Below are 18,456 nucleotides of genomic sequence, written 5' to 3' on the forward strand. Positions count from 1 at the left end.
AATTCGTTCAAAGGATCATGCCCGACTTGCCGAAACCTGATTGGCATTTTACGAAGATGAAATGACGAAAAACGAAAAGAGCTCAATCTTTCTTCCGGAGCATACGCCGCTCTCCCTGACCTTGCTGGTCTTCTCCGGCTCGTCGATCATGTGCGTGGCCTCGGCGATCGACCCTTTGCGGGCCGCTAACCGCATCGCGGGCGAAACCCTGTTCGACTGGAAAATTGTTTCGGTCGACGGCGCGCCGCCGATCACCACGTCAGGTTTGCCGATCGCCGTCGGCGGCCGCTTCGACGCGTCCGAGAAAACCGATGTGCTGGCGATCGTCGGCGGCTTCGGCACCAGGGCGCAAGGCACCGCCGCGCTCCTTTCCGGCATCCGGCGCGTGGCGCGGTCGGCCCGCGCCATCGGCGGCGTCGAGGCCGGAACCTGGCTCGTCGCCAGGGCCGGATTGCTGGAAGGCCGCGCGGCCACCACGCATTGGGAGGATATGGAGGATTTTACCACCGCGTTCCCCGAGGTCGACGTGCGGCCGGATCGCTACATCATCGACGGCCCGGTCTTCACGACAGGCGGCGCGTCGCCGACCTTCGACCTGATGCTGCATCTGGTGCGCTCGCGCCTCGGCATGGCCGTGGCGCTCGATGTCGCAAGCGTATTCATCTACGACCAGGCGCGCGCCGCCACCGACGCGCAGCCTCTGGTTTCGCTCGGCCGGCTCGACGGCTACGATCCGCGCCTGGCGCAAACGATCCGGCTCATGGAAGCTCATGTCGACGAACCGCTGACCATCGCCGCCATCGCGCGGCGTGCCGATGTCACGGCGCGCACGCTGGAAAGCATATTCAAGGGGTCGATCGGCGAAACACCGGGTGCCTATTATCTGCGGCTGCGGCTCGGCGCAGCAAGGCGGCTGGTGCTCGACACGCGCCTTGCCATGGCCGACATTGCCGCCCGCACGGGTTTTTCCAGCGCCACCACTTTCTCGCGCGCATTCGCCAAGGCGTTCGGCAGCCCGCCCGCCCGGCTGAGACGCAAGTAGCCTCTCTTCAACCGTCCTTCGCGTGCGCAATGATCCAATCGGCGGCTGCGGCCAAATCGGCGACAACGGCCGAAGGCGGCGGATCGAAACGCGTCTCGTCGCCGGCGCGGTATTTGCCCGTGCGGACCAGCAGCGCCCCAAGCCCGCAACTGCGGGCGCCGGCGACATCGCTTTCGGCATCATCGCCAACCATCACCGCCTCGTCAGGCGGGCAGCCCATGCCGGCAAGCGCTGACAGGAAGAATTCGGGCGACGGCTTGCCGAGAACGATCGCTTGCGCCCGGCTGGCGAATTCAAACGCGGCAACCACCGCGCCGGCATCGAGGCTCAAAATGCCGTCGGCATCCTTGAACGACCGGTTGTTTGCCAGCGCCAGCAACTCGGCGCCTCGCGTCAGTTCCCGGAACGCCCGGTTCAATTTCGCATAGTCCAATGATTCGCCGACATCGCCGACGATGACCGCCCGGCGGCCGCCCTCCGGCATGCCGTCGAACTCTGTCTTGAAATCGGGATGCACCAAAAGATGCGGCGAGCATCCGTGCTGGCGCAGCCATTGGCGCGCGGCCTGCGCGGGCGTAAACAGCTCCTCTTCCTCAACCGGAAGGCCGAAGCCCGCCAGCCGCCGCAACACAGCAGGGCGCGGCGAACGCGTGGTGTTGCTGACGAAGCGTATGGGCAACCCGGCCGCGCGCAGCCGCGCCACCGCGTCGACTGCGCCCGCAATCGCCTTGTCGCCATCGTAGACGACTCCGGCAAGGTCCAGGAGCACACCGCTGATCATCGGCCAAGAATGCCATGGCGACGGCAAAGGTCAAATGATCCCGCCGGAACCCGGCGGGATATGTTCAGGCGATCAGGCCGCGTCGCGGTGCCTGTGGTCGATCAGCGAGCGCATCCGGTCGGCGAGCTTCGCCTCCAGCCGATCCCCGACGATCCGATCAAACGTATCGGGCTCGTCGGTTACCGTCGAGGGCAGAGACAAGAGGAGGTCGACGATCGAATCGGCCTTGCGGCGAGACAAAAGCGCATCGATTGCCGGCTCGCCACGATCATTTTCGATAGGTGTTTCTGCAAATCTTCCCATGCCGGGAATCTGTCCGTGCGAGGCGGCGCGTTGAAGGCAGGATCGAGGCAATTGCACGGCGAGGCGGTGATTTTTTTCTTCCGCTGGCGCCACAGAATTTAACATCGGATGCTGAACCGCCGCGCTCATACGTAGCGGTTGACGACATTCTCCAGATATTCCTGCCGGCCCGATTTCGGCTGCGGCTCGATCTTGTCCGTCACCACTCGTGCAGCAATCGCCTCAAGCGTGCGCTTGCCCGAAAGCATTGCCTGCGCCTCCGGCGATTTCCAACCGGCGTAGCGCTCGTCGAGCGGGCCGCCAAGCGCCTTGTCCTCAATCATCCTGGCCGCTGCCTTCAGGCCGCGCGCGCAGCAGTCCATGCCGCCGATATGCGCGATCAGCAGATCCTGCGGATCGAGCGATTGGCGGCGCAGCTTGGCATCGAAATTGGTGCCACCGGTCTTGAAGCCGCCGCCAAGCAGCACCTGATAATAGGCCAGCACCATTTCCGGCACATTGTTGGGAAACTGGTCGGTGTCCCAGCCGGACTGGTAGTCGTTGCGGTTCATGTCGATCGAACCGAAAATGCCGAGCGCATTGGCGAGCGCCAATTCATGCTCGAAGGAATGGCCGGCCAAGATGGCGTGGCCCTGCTCGATATTGACCTTAACCTCCTTCTCCAAACCATATTTTTGCAGGAAGCCGAACACGGTCGCGACATCATAGTCGTACTGATGCTTGGTCGGCTCCTGCGGCTTCGGCTCGATCAGGATCGTGCCCTTGAAACCGATTTTGTGCTTGTAATCGACGACCAGGCTGAGGAATCGGCCGAGCTGGTCGAGCTCGCGCGAAAGGTCGGTGTTGAGCAGCGTCTCGTAGCCTTCACGCCCGCCCCACAGCACATAGTTTTCACCGTTCAGGCGCTTGGTCACATCGATGCAATGCTTCACCGTGGCGGCGGCATAGGCAAAAACATCCGGATCCGGATTGGTCGCCGCACCCGCCATGTAGCGGCGGTTGGAAAAGAGATTGGCCGTGCCCCAGAGCAGCTTCACGCCGGTCTCGCTCATCTTGGTGGCAAAATAATCGGCGATCTCGTCGAGACGCGACGCGCTTTCGCTGAATGTATCGCCTTCCGGGCGCACATCGGCATCGTGGAAGCAGAAATAGGGCGCGCCGAGCAGCGAGAACATCTCGAAGGCCACGTCGGCCTTCAGCTTGGCGTGCTCCATGGTCTCTCCAGACCCCTCCTTAGGGAACCACGGCCGTTCGAAGGTCTGGCCGCCGAACGGATCGCCACCCGGCCAGGTGAAGGAATGCCAGTAGGCAATGGCAAAGCGCAGATGTTCCTCCATGCGCTTGCCGAGCAAGATTTCATCCGGATTGTAATGCCTGTAGGCGAGCGGGTTGGTGCTGTCGGGACCCTCATATCGGGCCGGCTTGATATCGCCGAAGAAACCGCTGGTCACGATGAAACTCCTCTGATGGCAGGATAGAGCGCATGGTAACGCTGATAGGCGTCGAAATAGGCGCCGGCGAGCGCGGCGTCCGGCTCGATGGTTTCGGCGGTCGCGGGTTGAGTGCAAACGTCAAGCGGATCGGCCGTTTCCGTGGCGATCAGCCCCAGCCGGGCGGCGCCGAAAGCCGCACCGAAGTCGCCATCGGCCGGAACGTCGACCGGAACGCCAAGCGCCGTGGCAACCGCTTTCAGCCAGTAGCGCGAGCGTGAGCCGCCGCCGATGGCGGTAACGCGGGAAAGCTCCGTTCCGGCCTTAAGCGCCTCCAGACTGTCGCGAAAAGCGAAGGCCACGCCCTCGACCACCGCTTGCGTAAGTGCGGCGCGGTCGGTTTCGTGGCCAAGGCCGGTGAAGGAACCGCGAATGAGCGCGTCATTGTGGGGCGTACGCTCTCCCGAGAGGTAGGGCAGGAACGAAACACCGGTCGGCGCCTTCAAATCCTTTCCAAGCGCGTCGGTCAGTTCGGAAGGCTCTTTGCCGGCAATGTCCGCAAGCCAGTTGAGCGAATCCGTCGCCGAGAGGATGACCCCCATCTGGTGCCAGGTGTCAGGGAGCGCGTGGCAGAATGTGTGGACGGCACTTTCCGGGTCGGGAAGGTAGGAGCCGTTGGCGGCGAAGAGCACACCCGAAGTGCCGAGCGATACGAAGGCGTGACCGGGCAGCACCACGCCCATGCCACAGGCGGAAGCGGCATTGTCGCCGGCGCCGCCCGCCACCACGATATCGTCGCCCAGGCCCCACTCCTCGGCCAGTTGCTTGCGCAAGCGTCCGGCCGGCTGCGTGCCTTCGACCAGCGACGGCATATGTTGCTGGTCGAGGCCGGTTGCAGCCAGAAGCTCGGCCGACCAGCGACGATTGGCGACGTCCAGCCACGAAGTACCCGACGCATCCGACATTTCAGAGATATGCTCGCCCGTCAGCCACAGGCGCAGATGGTCCTTGGGCAGCAGAACTTTCGCAATCCTGGCGAAAATGTCCGGCTCATTGTTGCGTACCCAAAGGAGTTTCGGCGCGGTAAAGCCCGGAAAGACGATGTTGCCGGTGACCTCGCGAAAGCGTGGGTCGGCATCGAGGCGCGCCGCCTCCTCGTGACTGCGGGTGTCGTTCCACAATATGCAGGGCCGCAGGACCGCACCGCTTGCCTCGAGAAGCGTCGCACCATGCATCTGCCCGGAAAGACCGATGCCCTTGATTGCGCCGAATTGCCGAGAATGTTGCGCTTTGAGCGAGTTGAGCGCTTTCCGGGTAGCGTCGATCCAATCGGCGGGGTCCTGCTCGGACCAGCCGGGATGTGGCCGCGCCAGCTCAAGCGGGCTATTGGCGGAAGCGATGACAGTCTGATCGCCGTCGAGCAGGAGCGCCTTGACGCCCGACGTGCCGAGATCGATCCCAAGATACATCGCCGCTCTCCCGGCTTAGCGCGCCCGACCTGCTGCGGCCAGCATTCTCCCACGTTTGTGTGTCTTAACAAATATTCGGCCAGTGCGAAGCTATTTTTTCGACACCCGTAAAAAATAGCTGCCGCTCAGTTGCCCGAGAGTGCGGCTACCGCCCGCGCATTGGAGACCACCAGCAGGATCGTCGCCCAGGGATGATCAGGAGAGCGGCTGACGCGGCAGCAAAGGGTGCTCAGGTCTCAGGCGGCACGGATATCGCCTTTGCTCGACACCGAGGATGAACCCTGCCATTTCGGCGGTGTAAAGCGAGAAGATTCGAATGAGCAGAGACTATGTTTCAGTTGAAAACCCATTGGAATGCGCTCGCCGTCGAGTAAGGAATCTCCCGACGCTCACATTGCCTCAGCGTCCCGTCCGCATTGTGACGCAACCATGGCCTTTCCTGCTCCATGGCGTACGACAAATGCGCTGGTCGTCAAAAAAACGCAGGCAGATCAATGCCGAGGGTCGTTCACTGTTTGTCAACCACGATTGATGAAAATGCGAACAACTCCCACGGGCTCGCTCACGCCTCCCGGAGTGCACATTCAACGCTGGAATCAGGCCCGTGCCGCAAACCTCAGCTTCCTCGACGGACGCCTCCGGACTGTCCGACGAACCCGGATCGATCTCGCGGCGCGCCGCTCTCATTGCTCTCGGTTCCGCCGCGCTGGCGGCGATGACCGGCTGTTCGCGCAGCATCGATCTCGCGGCTGTCGAGATCGACACCTTCACCACCGGAACCATCCGGCCGCGCATCAGCGTCGACCCGCAGGTGACGCGGCCCGAGATGATGTACGCCTCGCTGACGGATAGCGGATATACGGTGCCGGAAATCCCCTTCGAGAAGATCAATCCGAAATTCCGCCGGCAGATCGTCGTCGACCCCACCGGCGAGCAGCCGGGCACGATCGTCGTTCATCTGCAGGAGCGGTTCCTTTATCTGGTGCAGCCGGGCGGCGACGCAATCCGCTATGGTGTCGGCATCGGCAAGGAAGGCTTCGTCTGGTCGGGCCGCGCCAACATCCAGTACAAGAAGGAATGGCCGACCTGGACGCCGCCGGCGGAGATGATCGCCCGGCGACCGGAGCTTGAAAAATATCGCGGCGGCCAGCCCGGCGGCCTGACCAATCCGCTTGGGGCACGCGCGCTCTATATCTTCAAGGACGGGCGCGATACGTTGTTTCGCGTCCATGGCTCACCGGAATGGTGGACGATCGGCACGCAGGCTTCTTCCGGCTGCGTTCGGATGATCAATCAGGACGTGATCGACCTTTACAATCGGGTTCCAGGCAAGGCGCCGATCGTCGTCGCCTGATCCACCAATTTCCTTAACCCTCAGCGCCTGCCGGAACGGTTGCGCCCAGCCTGCGGGCGCGCGAAAATAGCGTAGCGCAATCCAGCGGGATACGGACATGTCAGCAACATTTGTCATCGCCCAGGGTGGTGGGCCGACGGCCGTCATCAACCAGACCATGGTCGGGGCAGTTATCGAAATACAGAGGCGCCACCCTGACGCGCGCGTGCTTGGCGCGCGCCACGGCGTACGCGGCATTCGCGACGGCGACTATGTCGAGCTCTCCGACGTTCCCGAAGAGCAGCTTCGCCGCATCGGCGCGACACCGGGCGCGGCTCTCGGCTCGACGCGCGACAAGCCCGATCGGGCCTATTGCGACCTCGTATTGGCCGGCCTGAACAAGGTCGGTGCCGACGCCTTCATCTATATCGGCGGCAACGACACAGCCGGAACGCAGCAGATTCTCGCCGAAGCCTCGGGCGGCTCCATCGCTTTTGTCCATGCACCGAAGACCATCGACAACGATCTGGTCGAGAACGATCACACACCGGGTTTCATTTCGGCCGGCGAGTTCGTCGCCGGCGCGTTCCTCAGCGTCGATCTCGATTTTCGCGCCCTGCCCGGGGTCTATGTCGGCATCGTCATGGGCCGCCATGCCGGCTTTCTGACGGCGGCGGCGGCCGCCTGGCGCTATGACGAGGATAGCGGGCCGCATCTGCTCTACGTGCCGGAGCGGGCTTTCTCCGTTCCCCGCTTCATCGACGATGTCCGCGCCACGCTTGCCCGTCACAAACGCTGCATCGTTGCCGTTTCAGAGGGGGCCAGCACCGAGGACGGCAAGCCGCTGGTGGAGAGCCTCGTGCCGCCGGATCGGCTGGAACGCGATGCGCATGGCAATCTGAAATTGTCGGGCGGCGATCTCGGCCTCGCCTTCGAACAGGCGCTGCGCGACGGATTGCCGGGCACGCGGGCGCGTGTCGATGCATTGGGTTACATACCCCGCGGCTATATCGGCGCTATCAACGACACCGATTCCCACGAAGCCTTCGACGCCGGCGTTTTTGCCGTGGAGGCCGCCGCACGCGGTGGCGGTTCCGTGGCTCTGCAATATGACGGCAAAAAAACCGTGATGCGGCTGGTGCCGCTGGATGCGGTGGCCGGCAAGACGCGGCACATGCCTGACGATTTTCTTATGCCTGAAGCCAACCAGCTCTCCGACGCAGGCATCGCCTATCTGAAACGGCTGGTGCCTGGACGGTTCGAGGTCGGCAAGCCGTTCGTATGAGCGGCCGGCCTTTGGATCCGGTTACTTCCCGGGATGCGCCGCAAGCCAGGCTTCAAGCTGTTTGATCTCGCTTTCCTGGGCCTTGATGATCTCTTCGGAAAGCTTGCGGATTTCAGGGTCCTTGCCATGTTCGAGCTGGACCTTGGCCATGTCGATGGCCGCCTGGTGATGCGGGATCATGCCGCGTGCGAAATCGATATCCGGATCGCCCGAATAGTCGATCTTGCCCATCGCTGCGTGCATCGTGTCCATGGCCTTCATGTAACCCATGGCAGCCGGCGACGAAGCTGCGTCCGACGCACTCATGGTGCTCATGTCGTGGCCGCTGTGATCGCTTTGGGCGAGCGCCAGTCCTGCCGCGCCCGCGCCGAAGATCAACGCCGCCGTGAGCGCAGCGAGCTTGCGTTTCAATATCATGCAGGTCTCCTTTTTCAGTGGTTGGATGACAGTGAGCATTCCGCCGTTTCGGCCGTTCGGCCATCGGCTGGTTTCGAGCCGCTGCCGCCGGCAAGCCGGTCGATGATCGGGCAATCCGGACGCGCATCGCCGTTGCAATGCTCCACCAGGTGCCGCAGCACCTCGCGAAGCTCGACAAGCTCGGAAATCTTGCGGTCGATCTCACCAAGCTTGGCTTCGGCAATGGCCCTCACGTCGGCGCTTTCCCGCTGCCTGTCGCCATAGAGCGACAGAAGCTGGCGGCATTCTTCGACCGAAAAACCGAGACTGCGCGATCTTTGCAGGAATTTCAGCCGATGCACGTCGCTTGACGAGTAGTCGCGGTAGCCGTTTTCGGCGCGGCCGGGTTTCAGAAGCCCGATTTCTTCATAGTAGCGAATGGTCTTGGGCGGCAGCCCGGAACGCTCGGCAGCGTCACCAATGTTCATGACCTCATCTCCAAACGTTAAAGTTTCACGGTCCGCAGGCGCAGCGCATTGGCGATGACGGAGACCGACGACAGGCTCATCGCGGCTGCCGCCAGCATCGGCGACAGAAGCACACCGAACACGGGATAGAGCACGCCCGCCGCAACCGGCACGCCAAGCGCATTGTAGACGAAGGCGAAGAACAGATTTTCCTTGATGTTACGGATTGTCGCCTGCGCCAGCCGCCGCGCTCGGACGATGCCGTTGAGATCGCCCTTCACCAGCGTGATGCCGGCGCTTTCCATGGCAACGTCGGCGCCCGTTCCCATGGCGATGCCGACATCGGCGGCTGCAAGCGCCGGCGCATCGTTGACACCGTCGCCGGCCATGGCAATTCGGCCGCCCCTGGCACGCAGCTCATCCACCAGCGCCTTCTTGCCTTCCGGCAATATGTCGGCGCGGACCTCATCGATGCCGAGGCTGGCGGCGACCGCCTTGGCGGTGCGCTCATTGTCGCCGGTGGCCATGATGATCTTCAGCCCGCTGTCATGCAGTGCCCTTATCGCTTCGGCCGTGGTCGATTTGATCGGGTCGGAAACCGCGATGATGCCGGCCAGACGGCCTTCGACCGAGACGAACATCGCCGTGCTGCCATCCGCCCGCAGCGCATCGGCACGCGCGTCGAGCGGCTCTGTGTCGGCGCCGTCGAGTGCCATCATCGCCGCATTGCCCAGCGCCACCGCCTTGCCGGCGACGGTGCCCCTGACGCCCTTGCCGGTGGCCGCTTCGAAGCCGTCTGTGTTGAGCAGCGTCACGCCGCGCGCCTTGGCACCCTCGACGATGGCGTCGGCCAGCGGATGCTCGGAGCCTTTCTCCAGGCTCGCGGCCAGCACGAGAAGCTCGGTCTCGGCGACACCGTTCGCGGTTACAACCTCTGTCAGCACCGGCTTGCCCTCGGTCAGCGTTCCGGTCTTGTCGACGATCAGCGTATCGACGCCGGCGAACCGCTCCAGCGCTTCGGCATCCTTGATAAGCACGCCGGCGTGGGCGCCGCGTCCGGTCGCCGTCATGATCGACATCGGCGTGGCAAGACCCAGTGCGCAGGGGCAGGCGATGATCAGCACCGAAACCACCGAGACGATTGCGAAGATCATGCTGGGCTCAGGCCCGGAAATCGCCCAAATGACGAAGGCAGCGACAGCAACCAGCACCACGGTCGGCACGAAATAAAACGAGACGCGGTCCGCAAGACCCTGAATCGGCGCCCGGCTGCGCTGTGCCTTGGCGACCAGTTCGACGATCTGCGAAAGCACGGTGTCGGCGCCGACCTTTTCGGCGCGCATCACCAGCGAGCCGTTCCGATTGAGCGTGCCGCCGGTCAGACGATCACCCACGTCCTTCTCGACCGGAATCGGCTCGCCGGTGATCATCGATTCGTCGATAGAGGACCTGCCTTCGGTCACCAGCCCGTCGACCGGAACGCTTTCGCCCGGGCGTACGCGCAGCAGATCGCCAGCCTTGACCGCTTCAAGTTCCACATCGCTTTCGGTTCCATCGGAGCGGATCAACCGCGCGGTCTTTGGCGCAAGGTCCAGCAGCGCCCTGATCGCGGAGCCGGTGCGTTCGCGCGCCTTCAGTTCCAGCACCTGGCCGAGAAACACCAGCGCCACAATGACCGCGGCGGCCTCGAAATAGACTGGCACCGTCCCGCCATGGCCGCGGAAGGAGTGCGGGAACGCATCCGGGAAAAGCGCTGCAACCACGCTGTAGAGATAGGCCGCACCAACACCGAGCGAGATCAGCGTCCACATGTTCGGACTGCGGTTGAGGATCGACTGCCAGCCGCGATGGAAAAACGGTAGCGCCGCCCACAGCACGACAGGCGTCGCGAGCGCCAACTCGATCCAGATCGCAAGCCGTTCGCCGAACCAGTCGCGCACCGGCAGGCCGATCATCGGCCCCATGGTCAGAACCAGCAGCGGAATGGAAAGCGCCGCACTGACCCAGAATCGCCTTGTGAAGTCGACGAGTTCCGGGTTTGGCCCCTCCTCGCCCGTCGGCACGCCCATCGGCTCCAGCGCCATCCCGCAAATCGGGCAGGAGCCGGGCTCGTCGCGAATGATTTCCGGATGCATCGGGCAGGTGTATTTCGTGCCCTTCGGCGCCGGCGCAGGCTGAGGGCGCTCGCCAAGATAGGTCTCGGGGTCTGCTTCGAACTTCGCCTTGCAACCGGCGGAGCAGAAATAGAAATCCCGCCCGTCATGGCGCGTGCGATGCCTTGCAGTGTCGGGATCGACAGTCATGCCGCAGACCGGATCGCGCACGACCTCCGCGACGGCTCCGCTGTCGTGATGGGCATGTTCGCGGTGATCAGTCACAATGTTCGTTCCCGTGCCAGCTTCATATGGGGGAACGAAGTTAGGGTTTCCAGTAACTGGAAGGTCAAGGGCAGGTTGCCGGTTTTTTAAAGTTGACAAGCGAATCAAACTAGCCCTTCAAGAGAATCTGGCCCCAAATCACTCGTGGAAAGGAGTCAGAATGAAACGCGTCGAACTGCTGGAGCGCCTGAATAAATTACAAGCTCATGAGCTCTACAGGGGTAAGGATATACGAAGCATCAGCGCCTTCATGGACAACAAGGCGCTTGAATTACACATTCAGAACTTTGAAAAAGGCATCGACGTCAGCACGAACAAAGGCGCATAGCGCCTCTATTCATGTGAGAGCCGTCGTCCGATCTGAACAAGGCGTCAAGTGACTGCAGCCCTTACGCTGAAGCGTTCATGCTTCCAGGCTTCGGTCTTCAGTATATCGCGCAGGATCATGGTCGCGTCCCAAACATCGCGATAGCTCACATAGAGCGGCGCGAAACCGAAGCGCATGACATCCGGCGCGCGGAAATCGCCGATGACGCCGCGCTCGATCAGCGCCTGCATGATCTCATAGCCATGCGGATGCGCGAAGGACACCTGGCTGCCGCGCGAGGCGCCTTCGCGCGGGCCGGCGAGCGCCACCCCATATTCGCCGCAGCCTGCCTCGACCAACTCGATGAACAGGTCGGTCAACGCCATGCTCTTCTGCCGGAGCAGGTTGAGATCGACGTCGTCCCAGACGTCGAGCGCGCCTTTCAGTGCGCGCAACGACAGCACCGGCTGCGTGCCGCAAAGAAACCGCTTTATGCCGGAGCCGGCCGCGTAGTCCTGCTCGAAGGCGAACGGCCGGGCATGGCCCCACCAGCCGGTCAATGGTTGTCGCAGATTGTCGTGATGGCGCCTTGCCGCGTAGATGAATGCCGGCGCGCCCGGACCGCCATTCAGATATTTGTAGGTACATCCCACCGCAAGATCGGCTTCGGCACCGCCGAGCTCGACCGGCAGGGCGCCGGCACTGTGACAAAGGTCCCAGATCACGACGGCGCCGGCGGCATGCACGCGCGCGGTCAGTGCGGCCATGTCGCGCAATTCACCGGTCTTATAGTTGACGTGATTGACCAGAACCGCCGCGACGTTTTCGTCGATCAAATCCTCGATCGCCTCCCCATCAACGCCCTCGAGGCGGATTGAAATATCCGGCCGTTCGGCGGCGACGCCCTGAGCCATATAGATGTCGGTCGGAAAGCTGCCGCTCTCGGCGACGATGACCGACCTGCCTGGACGAAGCGACAGTCCCGCGTGCAGCGCCTTGTAGATGTTCACCGAAGTGGTGTCGCAAACCACCGTCTCGCCGGGCTCCGCCCCGATAAGCCGCCCGATCCTGTCGCCCAGTTGCACTGGCAGGTCGAACCAGCCGGCGCGGTTCCAACTGCGGATCAGGTCCTGCGCCCATTCCTGCCGCGACGCTTGCTCCAGCTCGGCGAAAACCTGCCGGGGAGCAGCACCCAGCGAATTGCCGTCAAGATAGATAACGTCCTTCGGCAGCACGAACCTGTCGCGCATGTGCCGCAGCGGATCGGCGGCATCGCGCGCCTCCATGGCGGCAAGATCGGCAGGTGCTGTCATGATCTTCAATTCTCCGGTCCTTTGACGGCCTCGGGCTGGAACCCCGATGCGGCCTCTGAATTCAGATAATACACAAAGTGCCTGACGGTCGAGCATCAGACGCATGGCTGGAGGAGGCTTCAAGTTGCTGGAACTTTATTCCTACTTCAGCAAAGAAACGGGCAGACCGTTTCTTCTTTCGGGCGGCTTCTCCCGCAAGAATAGCATTTCGTGCTCGCACGGGCAGGTCACGTCACCCAACCCCATGTCCAACACGTCGCGGCTGCCAAGATGACCAGATCCAAAACAACTCACGTCAAGGATGCAACACCTGATGTCGGCACGGGTCGGCTGCGCCCGCCCTATGCGTCGGTTCTCGAACTCATAGGCGATACGCCGGTCGTCGAACTCACCAGATTCGACACCGGGCATTGCCGTCTGTTCGTCAAGCTCGAAAGCCAGAACCCCGGCGGCTCCATCAAGGACCGTATCGCGCTCTCCATGGTTGCCGAAGCCGAACGCAGCGGCAAGCTGGCGCCGGGCGGCACGATCGTCGAGGCCACCGCGGGCAATACCGGGCTCGGCCTCGCCCAGGTCGGCATCCCGAAAGGCTATCGCATCATCCTCGTCGTGCCCGACAAGATGTCGCGCGAAAAGATCCAGCATCTGCGCGCGCTCGGCGCCGAGGTCCGGATGACGCGCTCGGATGTCGGCAAGGGCCACCCGGAATATTACCAGGACATGGCCGAGAAAATCGCCGCCGAGATACCTGGCGCCTTTTACGTCAACCAGTTCGCCAACCCGGCCAATCCGCTGGCGCACGAGACCACGACAGGCCCGGAAATCTGGCAGCAACTCGACGGCAATGTCGATGCGGTGGTTGTCGGCGTCGGATCGGGCGGCACCCTGACCGGCCTTGGCCGGTTCTTCGCGCGTGTTTCGCCGAAGACCGAGATGATCCTCGCCGACCCTGCGGGTTCGGTGCTGGCGCCCTTTATCAAGACCGGCAAGATGAAGGAAGCCGGGAGCTGGACAGTAGAAGGTATCGGTGAGGACTTCATTCCGCCCAATGCCGACCTCTCGCTTGTCACCAAGGCGTACTCCGTCTCCGACCGGCAAAGCATGACCGCAGCGCGTGAACTGCTCTCCCGGGAAGGAATACTCGCTGGCTCGTCATCCGGTACGCTGCTTTCGGCGGCCCTTCGCTACTGCCGCGAGCAGAAGACGCCAAAGCGGGTGCTCACCCTGGTTTGCGACAGCGGCAACAAATATCTCTCCAAGGTGTTCGACGATTTCTGGCTCGCCGAACAGGGACTCTCCGAACGCGAAACGCATGGCGACTTGCGCGACCTCGTCGCCCGCTCCTACCCGGAAGGCGGCACCGTCTATGTCGGTCCGGAAGACAATCTGCTCAACGCCTATGGCCGCATGCGACGCGCCGACGTCTCCCAACTGCCGGTACTGGAAAACGGCAAGCTCGTCGGCATCATCGACGAGAGCGACATCCTGGCCGCCATCGACGGACATTATGAAGGGCGCTGGGACCGCTTCAACGCACCCATCCGCACCGCGATGACCGCGGACGTTCATACGTTGCAGGCCGACCAGACGCTGGACGCCCTTCTCCCCGTGTTCGATCGCAATGAAGTGGCTATCGTCTTCGATGGCGACGAATTCATCGGTCTCATTACCCGCATCGATCTCATCAACCATCTGAGGCGCGCAAGGCCATGAGCACACCGGAAAAGAACAGACTGGCCTTTTCGACACGCACGATCCATGGCGGTCAGAGCCACGACCCAACCACCGGCGCCGTGATGGTGCCGATTTATGCGACCTCCACCTATGCACAGCAGAGCCCTGGCGTGCACAAAGGCTTCGAATATGCCCGCAGCCAGAATCCGACCCGTTTTGCCTTCGAGCGGGCAGTGGCCGATCTCGAAAGCGGCGAGGCAGGCTTCGCATTCGCCTCCGGGCTGGCGGCGATCGCGACTGTATTCGAACTCCTAGATACCGGCGCCCATATCGTCGCCACCGACGATATCTATGGCGGCACGTTTCGGCTGCTCGAACGGGTGCGCAAGCGCTCCGCCGGCTTTCAGGTGAGCTTTGTCGACTTCACCAATCTTGAGGCGGTCGAGGCGGCAATCCGGCCCGAGACACGGCTGTTATGGGTTGAAACGCCAACCAATCCGCTGCTGCGCATCGTCGATCTGGAGGCAGTGGCGGCGCTCTCCCGTCACAGGGGCCTGATTTCGGTGGCGGACAACACCTTTTGCAGCCCCTATCTGCAGCGGCCGCTGGAGCTCGGCATCGACATCGTCGTCCACTCCACGACCAAATACCTTAACGGCCATTCCGATATGGTCGGCGGCGTGGCGGTGATTGGAAACAACAAGGACTTGGCCGATCGGCTGAAGTTCCTCCAGAATGCGGTCGGGGCCATTTCCGGCCCCTTCGACAGCTTCCTGGCGTTGCGGGGCCTCAAGACGCTGGCGCTGAGGATGGAACGGCATTCTTCGAACGGCCAGAAGATCGCCGAATGGCTGAAACGCCGCCCTGATGTGCGCCGCGTCATCTATCCGGGCCTGGCAAGCCATCCGCAACATGAGCTGGCGCGCAGGCAGATGCATGGCTTCGGCGGCATGATTTCCGTCGAACTCGACCGTGATCTGGCCGGCACCAGGCGCTTCCTCGAGCGTACGCGGCTGTTCACTCTGGCCGAAAGCCTCGGCGGAGTGGAAAGCCTGATCGAGCATCCGGCGCTGATGACCCACGGCTCGATCCCCGCCGCGCAGCGTGACCAAATCGGCATTTCGGATTCGCTGATCCGCCTCTCGGCCGGCATAGAGGATGCCGACGATCTGATTGCCGACCTGGCCCAAGCGCTGGCTGGTTGACGTGCTGGCCTGAGGCCGTTTGACAACTCGCCCTGCCGAGGGCATCCAGCGTGGTTCTTCGGGAACCGGGCGGAGCGTACTTCAAGATACGTGAGCACCGGAAGCTGAGAAGACTGCGCCAGATGCCGGCAGGGTAGAGTTTGTAAAGGCCCCTAGAACTCCAGAGCCCGGTCTCCCTTCTCATCCCTGATCCGCGAGGGCAGGCCGATCCGGTTCATCAGGGCGACGAAGGGCTGCGCCGGCAGTTCCTCGACATTGACCATTTTCTTCACGTCCCAGGCCCCCTGCGCGATGAGAATGGCGGCTGCAACCGGCGGTACGCCGGCCGTGTAGGAGATCGCCTGGCTGCCGACTTCCTCGAAGGCATCGGCATGGTCGCTCACATTGTAGATGAACACCTCGCGAGGCTTGCCATCCTTCTCGCCCTTGACCAGATCGCCGATGCAGGTCTTGCCGCTATAGCTCGGCGCCAACGACGACGGGTCCGGCAGCACTGCCTTGACCACCTTGAGCGGCACCACCTCGAGCCCCTCGGCGGTTTTCACCGGCTGCTCGGAAAGCAGGCCGAGGTTCTTCAGCACCGTGAACACATTGATGTAGTGCTCGCCAAAGCCCATCCAGAAGCGGATATCGGGAACGTCGAAGTTCTGCGACAGCGAGTGAAGCTCGTCATGACCGGTGAGATAAGTGGTCTGCTCGCCCACGACCGGCAGGTCGTCGGTGCGCTTGACCTCGAACATGCGGTTGGAGGTCCATTGGCTGTTCTGCCAGCTCCACACCTGCCCGGTGAATTCGCGGAAATTGATCTCCGGATCGAAGTTCGTCGCGAAATAACGGCCGTGGCTACCGGCATTCACGTCGATGATGTCGATGGAATCGATGCGATCGAAGTATTCGTCGCGCGCCAAAGCGGCGTAGGAATTGACGACACCCGGATCGAAACCCACACCGAGAATGGCGGTGACGCCCTTTTCGGCGCAGCGGTCGCGGCGCTTCCATTCATAGTTGGCGTACCATGGCGGCGTCTCGCAGATTTTCGATGGATCCTCGTGGATTGCCGTGTCGAGATAGGCGGCACCGGTTGCGATACAGGCTTCAAGCACCGGCATGTTGACGAAGGGTGATCCGACATTGATGACGATCTGCGCCCTGATTCTTTCGATCAGAGCTTTCGTGGCGTCGATATCCAGCGCATCGAGCTCATGCGCTTCCAGCACGCCGGGCACGTTCAGGTTGTTCTTTTCCTGCACGCTGGCGACGATCGCCCGGCATTTCTCCAGGGTGCGCGAAGCGATGTGAATATCGCCCAGCACATTGTTGTTCTGCGCACATTTGTGCGCAACGACCTGGGCGACGCCGCCCGCACCAACAATCAGCACGTTCTTCTTCATTTCACGCGTAACTCTCCGTTATTCCGTTGCGAGAAAGCGAAGCCTCAGGAGAGGCTTTCGACATAGTCGTCAAAGGTGAATTCCCTGACGAGCCTGATGCTGCCATCCAGTTCGCGCAGCACGATCGACGGCATGCGAACGCCGTTGAACCAGTTCTTCTTGACCATTGTATAGCCAGCCGCATCCTGGATCGACAGGCGATCACCGACGGCCAGTTCCTTCTCGAACTTGAATTCGCCGAAAATATCGCCGGCAAGGCACGACTTGCCGCAGACCATGTAGCTATGCGGGCCTGTGTTCGGCTTCATTTTTGCGCTCTGGCGATAGATGAGAAGGTCGAGCATATGCGCCTCGATCGAGCTGTCGACGATCGCCAGATGCTTGCCATTGTAGAGCGTGTCTAGAACCGTGACCTCGAGCGTCGTGCTTTCGGTGATCGCGGCCTCGCCCGGCTCCAGATAGACCTGAACCGAATAGCGGTCAGCAAAGGCTTTCAGCCGCGCACAGAAGTCGTCGAGCGGGTAGCCCTCGCCGGTGAAATGAATGCCGCCGCCGAGACTCACCCACTTCACCTTGTGCAGCAGATGTCCGAATCGTTCCTCGATTTGACCGAGCATCCGGTCGAAGAGCCCAAAATCGGCGTTTTCGCAATTGTTGTGGATCATGAAGCCGGAAACTTGATCGATCACGCCGGCAATCTTTTCCACGTCCCATTCTCCGAGCCGACTGAAGGGCCGCGCCGGGTCGGCGAGGTCGAAATCGGAGCTGCTCACCTGCGGATTGAGCCGGAGCCCTTTCGCCACGCCCGCCGCCTTTTCGGAAAAACGGGACAACTGGCCGATCGAGTTGAAAATGATCTTGTCCGAATTGGCCAGGACCTCGTCGATCTCATCGTCGCCATAAGCAACGCTATAGGCATGCGTCTCGCCACCGAACTTCTGGCGACCGAGCTTCACCTCGTAGAGCGAAGAAGACGTCGTGCCATCCATATACTCGCGCATCAAGTCGAAAACCGACCAGGTCGCGAAGCATTTGAGAGCTAGAAGTGCCTTGGCGCCTGACGCTTTTCTGACATAGCTGATCTTTTCAAGATTCTTGAGAAGATGAGCCTTGTCGATCAGATAGTATGGCGTCTTCATCATAAGTATAAGTTCTTTTTGTTCCTGGTGGGGGTTTTCCTGCGGCTTCGTCACGGAACCCGCCACAACGTTTCCAAACGTCGAGAAAGCTTCGGCGCGTTTTAATTGCCAAGCGAACTAATCTCAAGCCCTGACGCTCGGAACCGAGCACACGCGATCGGCTGTCTCCTCCCGGAGGGCTTCAAGCGTACGCCAGGCACGATGACACGCATGCGACGCCTCGCGCCTGAGACAGCTTTTCCTATGCGCCCCGAGGACAACACGCCTGACCTGTTCCCAAGTGCTTCGGCGATCTATGCGACGCATGGAACGGCTGATGGTTAGCGCAGCAACGAAAGCGCTCCGACGCCAGGACTTGATAGAGATTACGCAAGGATCGTAACGAACGTTGCTCGGAGATTCCACCCGCCATTGCCGGGGGACCGTCCGTCCTCAAGGCGTATCAACCATCGGCCTGCGAGTTGAGGAGGCCATTCGCCCCGCCCCGTCCCTTTCTGTTTGATCTGAGGTTTTGCTGGCGGGGGCGCTTGTTCGGCAGGTTAG

The 18,456-nt window shown here is 62.0% G+C and carries 16 protein-coding genes; 6 read left to right on the forward strand and 10 right to left on the reverse strand.

All coding sequences use genetic code 11. The features are described from left to right. The first annotated feature begins 61 nt into the window (after positions 1–61). Positions 62–1,042 carry a GlxA family transcriptional regulator gene (locus tag ACLKMW_RS20775; RefSeq protein ID WP_415726429.1) on the forward strand — a complete coding sequence of 327 codons (981 nt, stop codon included), beginning with the start codon at positions 62–64 and terminating at the stop codon, positions 1,040–1,042. Between the two features lie 7 nt (positions 1,043–1,049). Here ACLKMW_RS20775 and ACLKMW_RS20780 read toward each other — a convergent pair whose 3' ends face one another. The 4 genes from ACLKMW_RS20780 to xylB form a co-directional block, all read right to left on the reverse strand. Then, positions 1,050–1,823 carry a TIGR01458 family HAD-type hydrolase gene (locus ACLKMW_RS20780; protein ID WP_415726430.1) on the reverse strand — a complete coding sequence of 258 codons (774 nt, stop codon included), beginning with the start codon at positions 1,821–1,823 and terminating at the stop codon, positions 1,050–1,052. 72 nt (positions 1,824–1,895) lie between these two features. Then, positions 1,896–2,126, reverse strand: coding sequence for a hypothetical protein (locus tag ACLKMW_RS20785; RefSeq protein ID WP_415726431.1), 231 nt, complete (start codon positions 2,124–2,126; stop codon positions 1,896–1,898). Between the two features lie 125 nt (positions 2,127–2,251). After that, positions 2,252–3,577 (reverse strand): xylose isomerase, encoded by a 1,326-nt coding sequence (xylA, locus tag ACLKMW_RS20790; RefSeq protein WP_415726432.1) that lies wholly within the window; start codon positions 3,575–3,577, stop codon positions 2,252–2,254. Further along, a complete protein-coding gene (gene xylB, locus ACLKMW_RS20795) occupies positions 3,574–5,025 on the reverse strand; it encodes a xylulokinase (RefSeq protein WP_415726433.1) in 1,452 nt (483 codons plus the stop codon). The genes xylA and xylB overlap by 4 nt, the downstream gene beginning before the upstream one ends. A gap of 595 nt (positions 5,026–5,620) precedes the next feature. On the opposite strand from xylB, the gene ACLKMW_RS20800 reads away from it, so the two are divergent. Then, a complete protein-coding gene (locus tag ACLKMW_RS20800; RefSeq protein WP_415726448.1) occupies positions 5,621–6,379 on the forward strand; it encodes a L,D-transpeptidase in 759 nt (252 codons plus the stop codon). Between the two features lie 97 nt (positions 6,380–6,476). Further along, positions 6,477–7,643, forward strand: a complete 1,167-nt coding sequence (locus tag ACLKMW_RS20805) for a diphosphate--fructose-6-phosphate 1-phosphotransferase (RefSeq protein ID WP_415726434.1) — start codon at positions 6,477–6,479, stop codon at positions 7,641–7,643. 21 nt (positions 7,644–7,664) lie between these two features. Here ACLKMW_RS20805 and copM read toward each other — a convergent pair whose 3' ends face one another. From copM to ACLKMW_RS20820, 3 genes are read right to left on the reverse strand one after another with little or no spacing between them, the layout of a single operon-like run. Further along, on the reverse strand, positions 7,665–8,060 hold the full coding sequence (copM, locus tag ACLKMW_RS20810) for a CopM family metallochaperone (RefSeq protein ID WP_415726435.1): 396 nt from the start codon (positions 8,058–8,060) through the stop codon (positions 7,665–7,667). A 14-nt stretch (positions 8,061–8,074) separates the two neighbouring features. Next, on the reverse strand, positions 8,075–8,527 hold the full coding sequence (gene cueR / locus ACLKMW_RS20815) for a Cu(I)-responsive transcriptional regulator (protein WP_415726436.1): 453 nt from the start codon (positions 8,525–8,527) through the stop codon (positions 8,075–8,077). Between the two features lie 17 nt (positions 8,528–8,544). Further along, positions 8,545–10,884 (reverse strand): heavy metal translocating P-type ATPase, encoded by a 2,340-nt coding sequence (locus tag ACLKMW_RS20820; RefSeq protein WP_415726437.1) that lies wholly within the window; start codon positions 10,882–10,884, stop codon positions 8,545–8,547. Positions 10,885–11,044: 160 nt separating this feature from the next. On the opposite strand from ACLKMW_RS20820, the gene ACLKMW_RS20825 reads away from it, so the two are divergent. Then, positions 11,045–11,212, forward strand: coding sequence for a hypothetical protein (locus ACLKMW_RS20825; RefSeq protein WP_415726438.1), 168 nt, complete (start codon positions 11,045–11,047; stop codon positions 11,210–11,212). A 44-nt stretch (positions 11,213–11,256) separates the two neighbouring features. Here the strand turns inward: ACLKMW_RS20825 and kynU are convergent, their stop codons facing one another. After that, positions 11,257–12,504, reverse strand: coding sequence for a kynureninase (gene kynU, locus ACLKMW_RS20830; RefSeq protein WP_415726439.1), 1,248 nt, complete (start codon positions 12,502–12,504; stop codon positions 11,257–11,259). A gap of 270 nt (positions 12,505–12,774) precedes the next feature. Here kynU and ACLKMW_RS20835 point away from each other — a divergent pair, with 270 nt between their 5' ends. Together ACLKMW_RS20835 and ACLKMW_RS20840 are read left to right on the forward strand one after the other, a co-directional pair. Continuing rightward, complete coding sequence (locus tag ACLKMW_RS20835) at positions 12,775–14,217, forward strand: pyridoxal-phosphate dependent enzyme (RefSeq protein WP_415726440.1); 1,443 nt, start codon at positions 12,775–12,777, stop codon at positions 14,215–14,217. Next, positions 14,214–15,383, forward strand: a complete 1,170-nt coding sequence (locus tag ACLKMW_RS20840; protein WP_415726442.1) for a cystathionine gamma-synthase — start codon at positions 14,214–14,216, stop codon at positions 15,381–15,383. The genes ACLKMW_RS20835 and ACLKMW_RS20840 overlap by 4 nt, the downstream gene beginning before the upstream one ends. Before the next feature lie 152 nt (positions 15,384–15,535). On the opposite strand, the gene ACLKMW_RS20845 is transcribed toward ACLKMW_RS20840, so the two are convergent. Together ACLKMW_RS20845 and nspC are read right to left on the reverse strand one after the other, a co-directional pair. Beyond that, positions 15,536–16,774: a saccharopine dehydrogenase family protein gene (locus ACLKMW_RS20845; RefSeq protein WP_415726443.1), complete on the reverse strand. Its 1,239-nt coding sequence runs from the start codon at positions 16,772–16,774 to the stop codon at positions 15,536–15,538. 44 nt (positions 16,775–16,818) lie between these two features. Then, positions 16,819–17,916, reverse strand: a complete 1,098-nt coding sequence (gene nspC / locus ACLKMW_RS20850; RefSeq protein WP_415726444.1) for a carboxynorspermidine decarboxylase — start codon at positions 17,914–17,916, stop codon at positions 16,819–16,821. Positions 17,917–18,456 lie beyond the last annotated feature (540 nt).

Source organism: Borborobacter xinjiangensis, from assembly GCF_047739745.1.
Taxonomy (GTDB): domain Bacteria; phylum Pseudomonadota; class Alphaproteobacteria; order Rhizobiales; family Rhizobiaceae; genus Pseudaminobacter.

Excerpts from the sequence above, each read along its gene's own strand:
- nspC (WP_415726444.1), bottom strand. The coding sequence starts at position 17,916 with ATGATGAAGACGCCATACTATCTGATCGACAAGGCTCATCTTCTCAAG.
- ACLKMW_RS20775 (WP_415726429.1), top strand. The coding sequence starts at position 62 with ATGACGAAAAACGAAAAGAGCTCAATCTTTCTTCCGGAGCATACGCCG.
- cueR (WP_415726436.1), bottom strand. The coding sequence starts at position 8,527 with ATGAACATTGGTGACGCTGCCGAGCGTTCCGGGCTGCCGCCCAAGACC.
- ACLKMW_RS20835 (WP_415726440.1), top strand. The coding sequence starts at position 12,775 with ATGACCAGATCCAAAACAACTCACGTCAAGGATGCAACACCTGATGTC.
- ACLKMW_RS20780 (WP_415726430.1), bottom strand. The coding sequence starts at position 1,823 with ATGATCAGCGGTGTGCTCCTGGACCTTGCCGGAGTCGTCTACGATGGC.
- xylB (WP_415726433.1), bottom strand. The coding sequence starts at position 5,025 with ATGTATCTTGGGATCGATCTCGGCACGTCGGGCGTCAAGGCGCTCCTG.
- ACLKMW_RS20845 (WP_415726443.1), bottom strand. The coding sequence starts at position 16,774 with ATGAAGAAGAACGTGCTGATTGTTGGTGCGGGCGGCGTCGCCCAGGTC.
- ACLKMW_RS20825 (WP_415726438.1), top strand. The coding sequence starts at position 11,045 with ATGAAACGCGTCGAACTGCTGGAGCGCCTGAATAAATTACAAGCTCAT.
- ACLKMW_RS20840 (WP_415726442.1), top strand. The coding sequence starts at position 14,214 with ATGAGCACACCGGAAAAGAACAGACTGGCCTTTTCGACACGCACGATC.
- ACLKMW_RS20785 (WP_415726431.1), bottom strand. The coding sequence starts at position 2,126 with ATGGGAAGATTTGCAGAAACACCTATCGAAAATGATCGTGGCGAGCCG.
- kynU (WP_415726439.1), bottom strand. The coding sequence starts at position 12,504 with ATGACAGCACCTGCCGATCTTGCCGCCATGGAGGCGCGCGATGCCGCC.
- copM (WP_415726435.1), bottom strand. The coding sequence starts at position 8,060 with ATGATATTGAAACGCAAGCTCGCTGCGCTCACGGCGGCGTTGATCTTC.
- ACLKMW_RS20805 (WP_415726434.1), top strand. The coding sequence starts at position 6,477 with ATGTCAGCAACATTTGTCATCGCCCAGGGTGGTGGGCCGACGGCCGTC.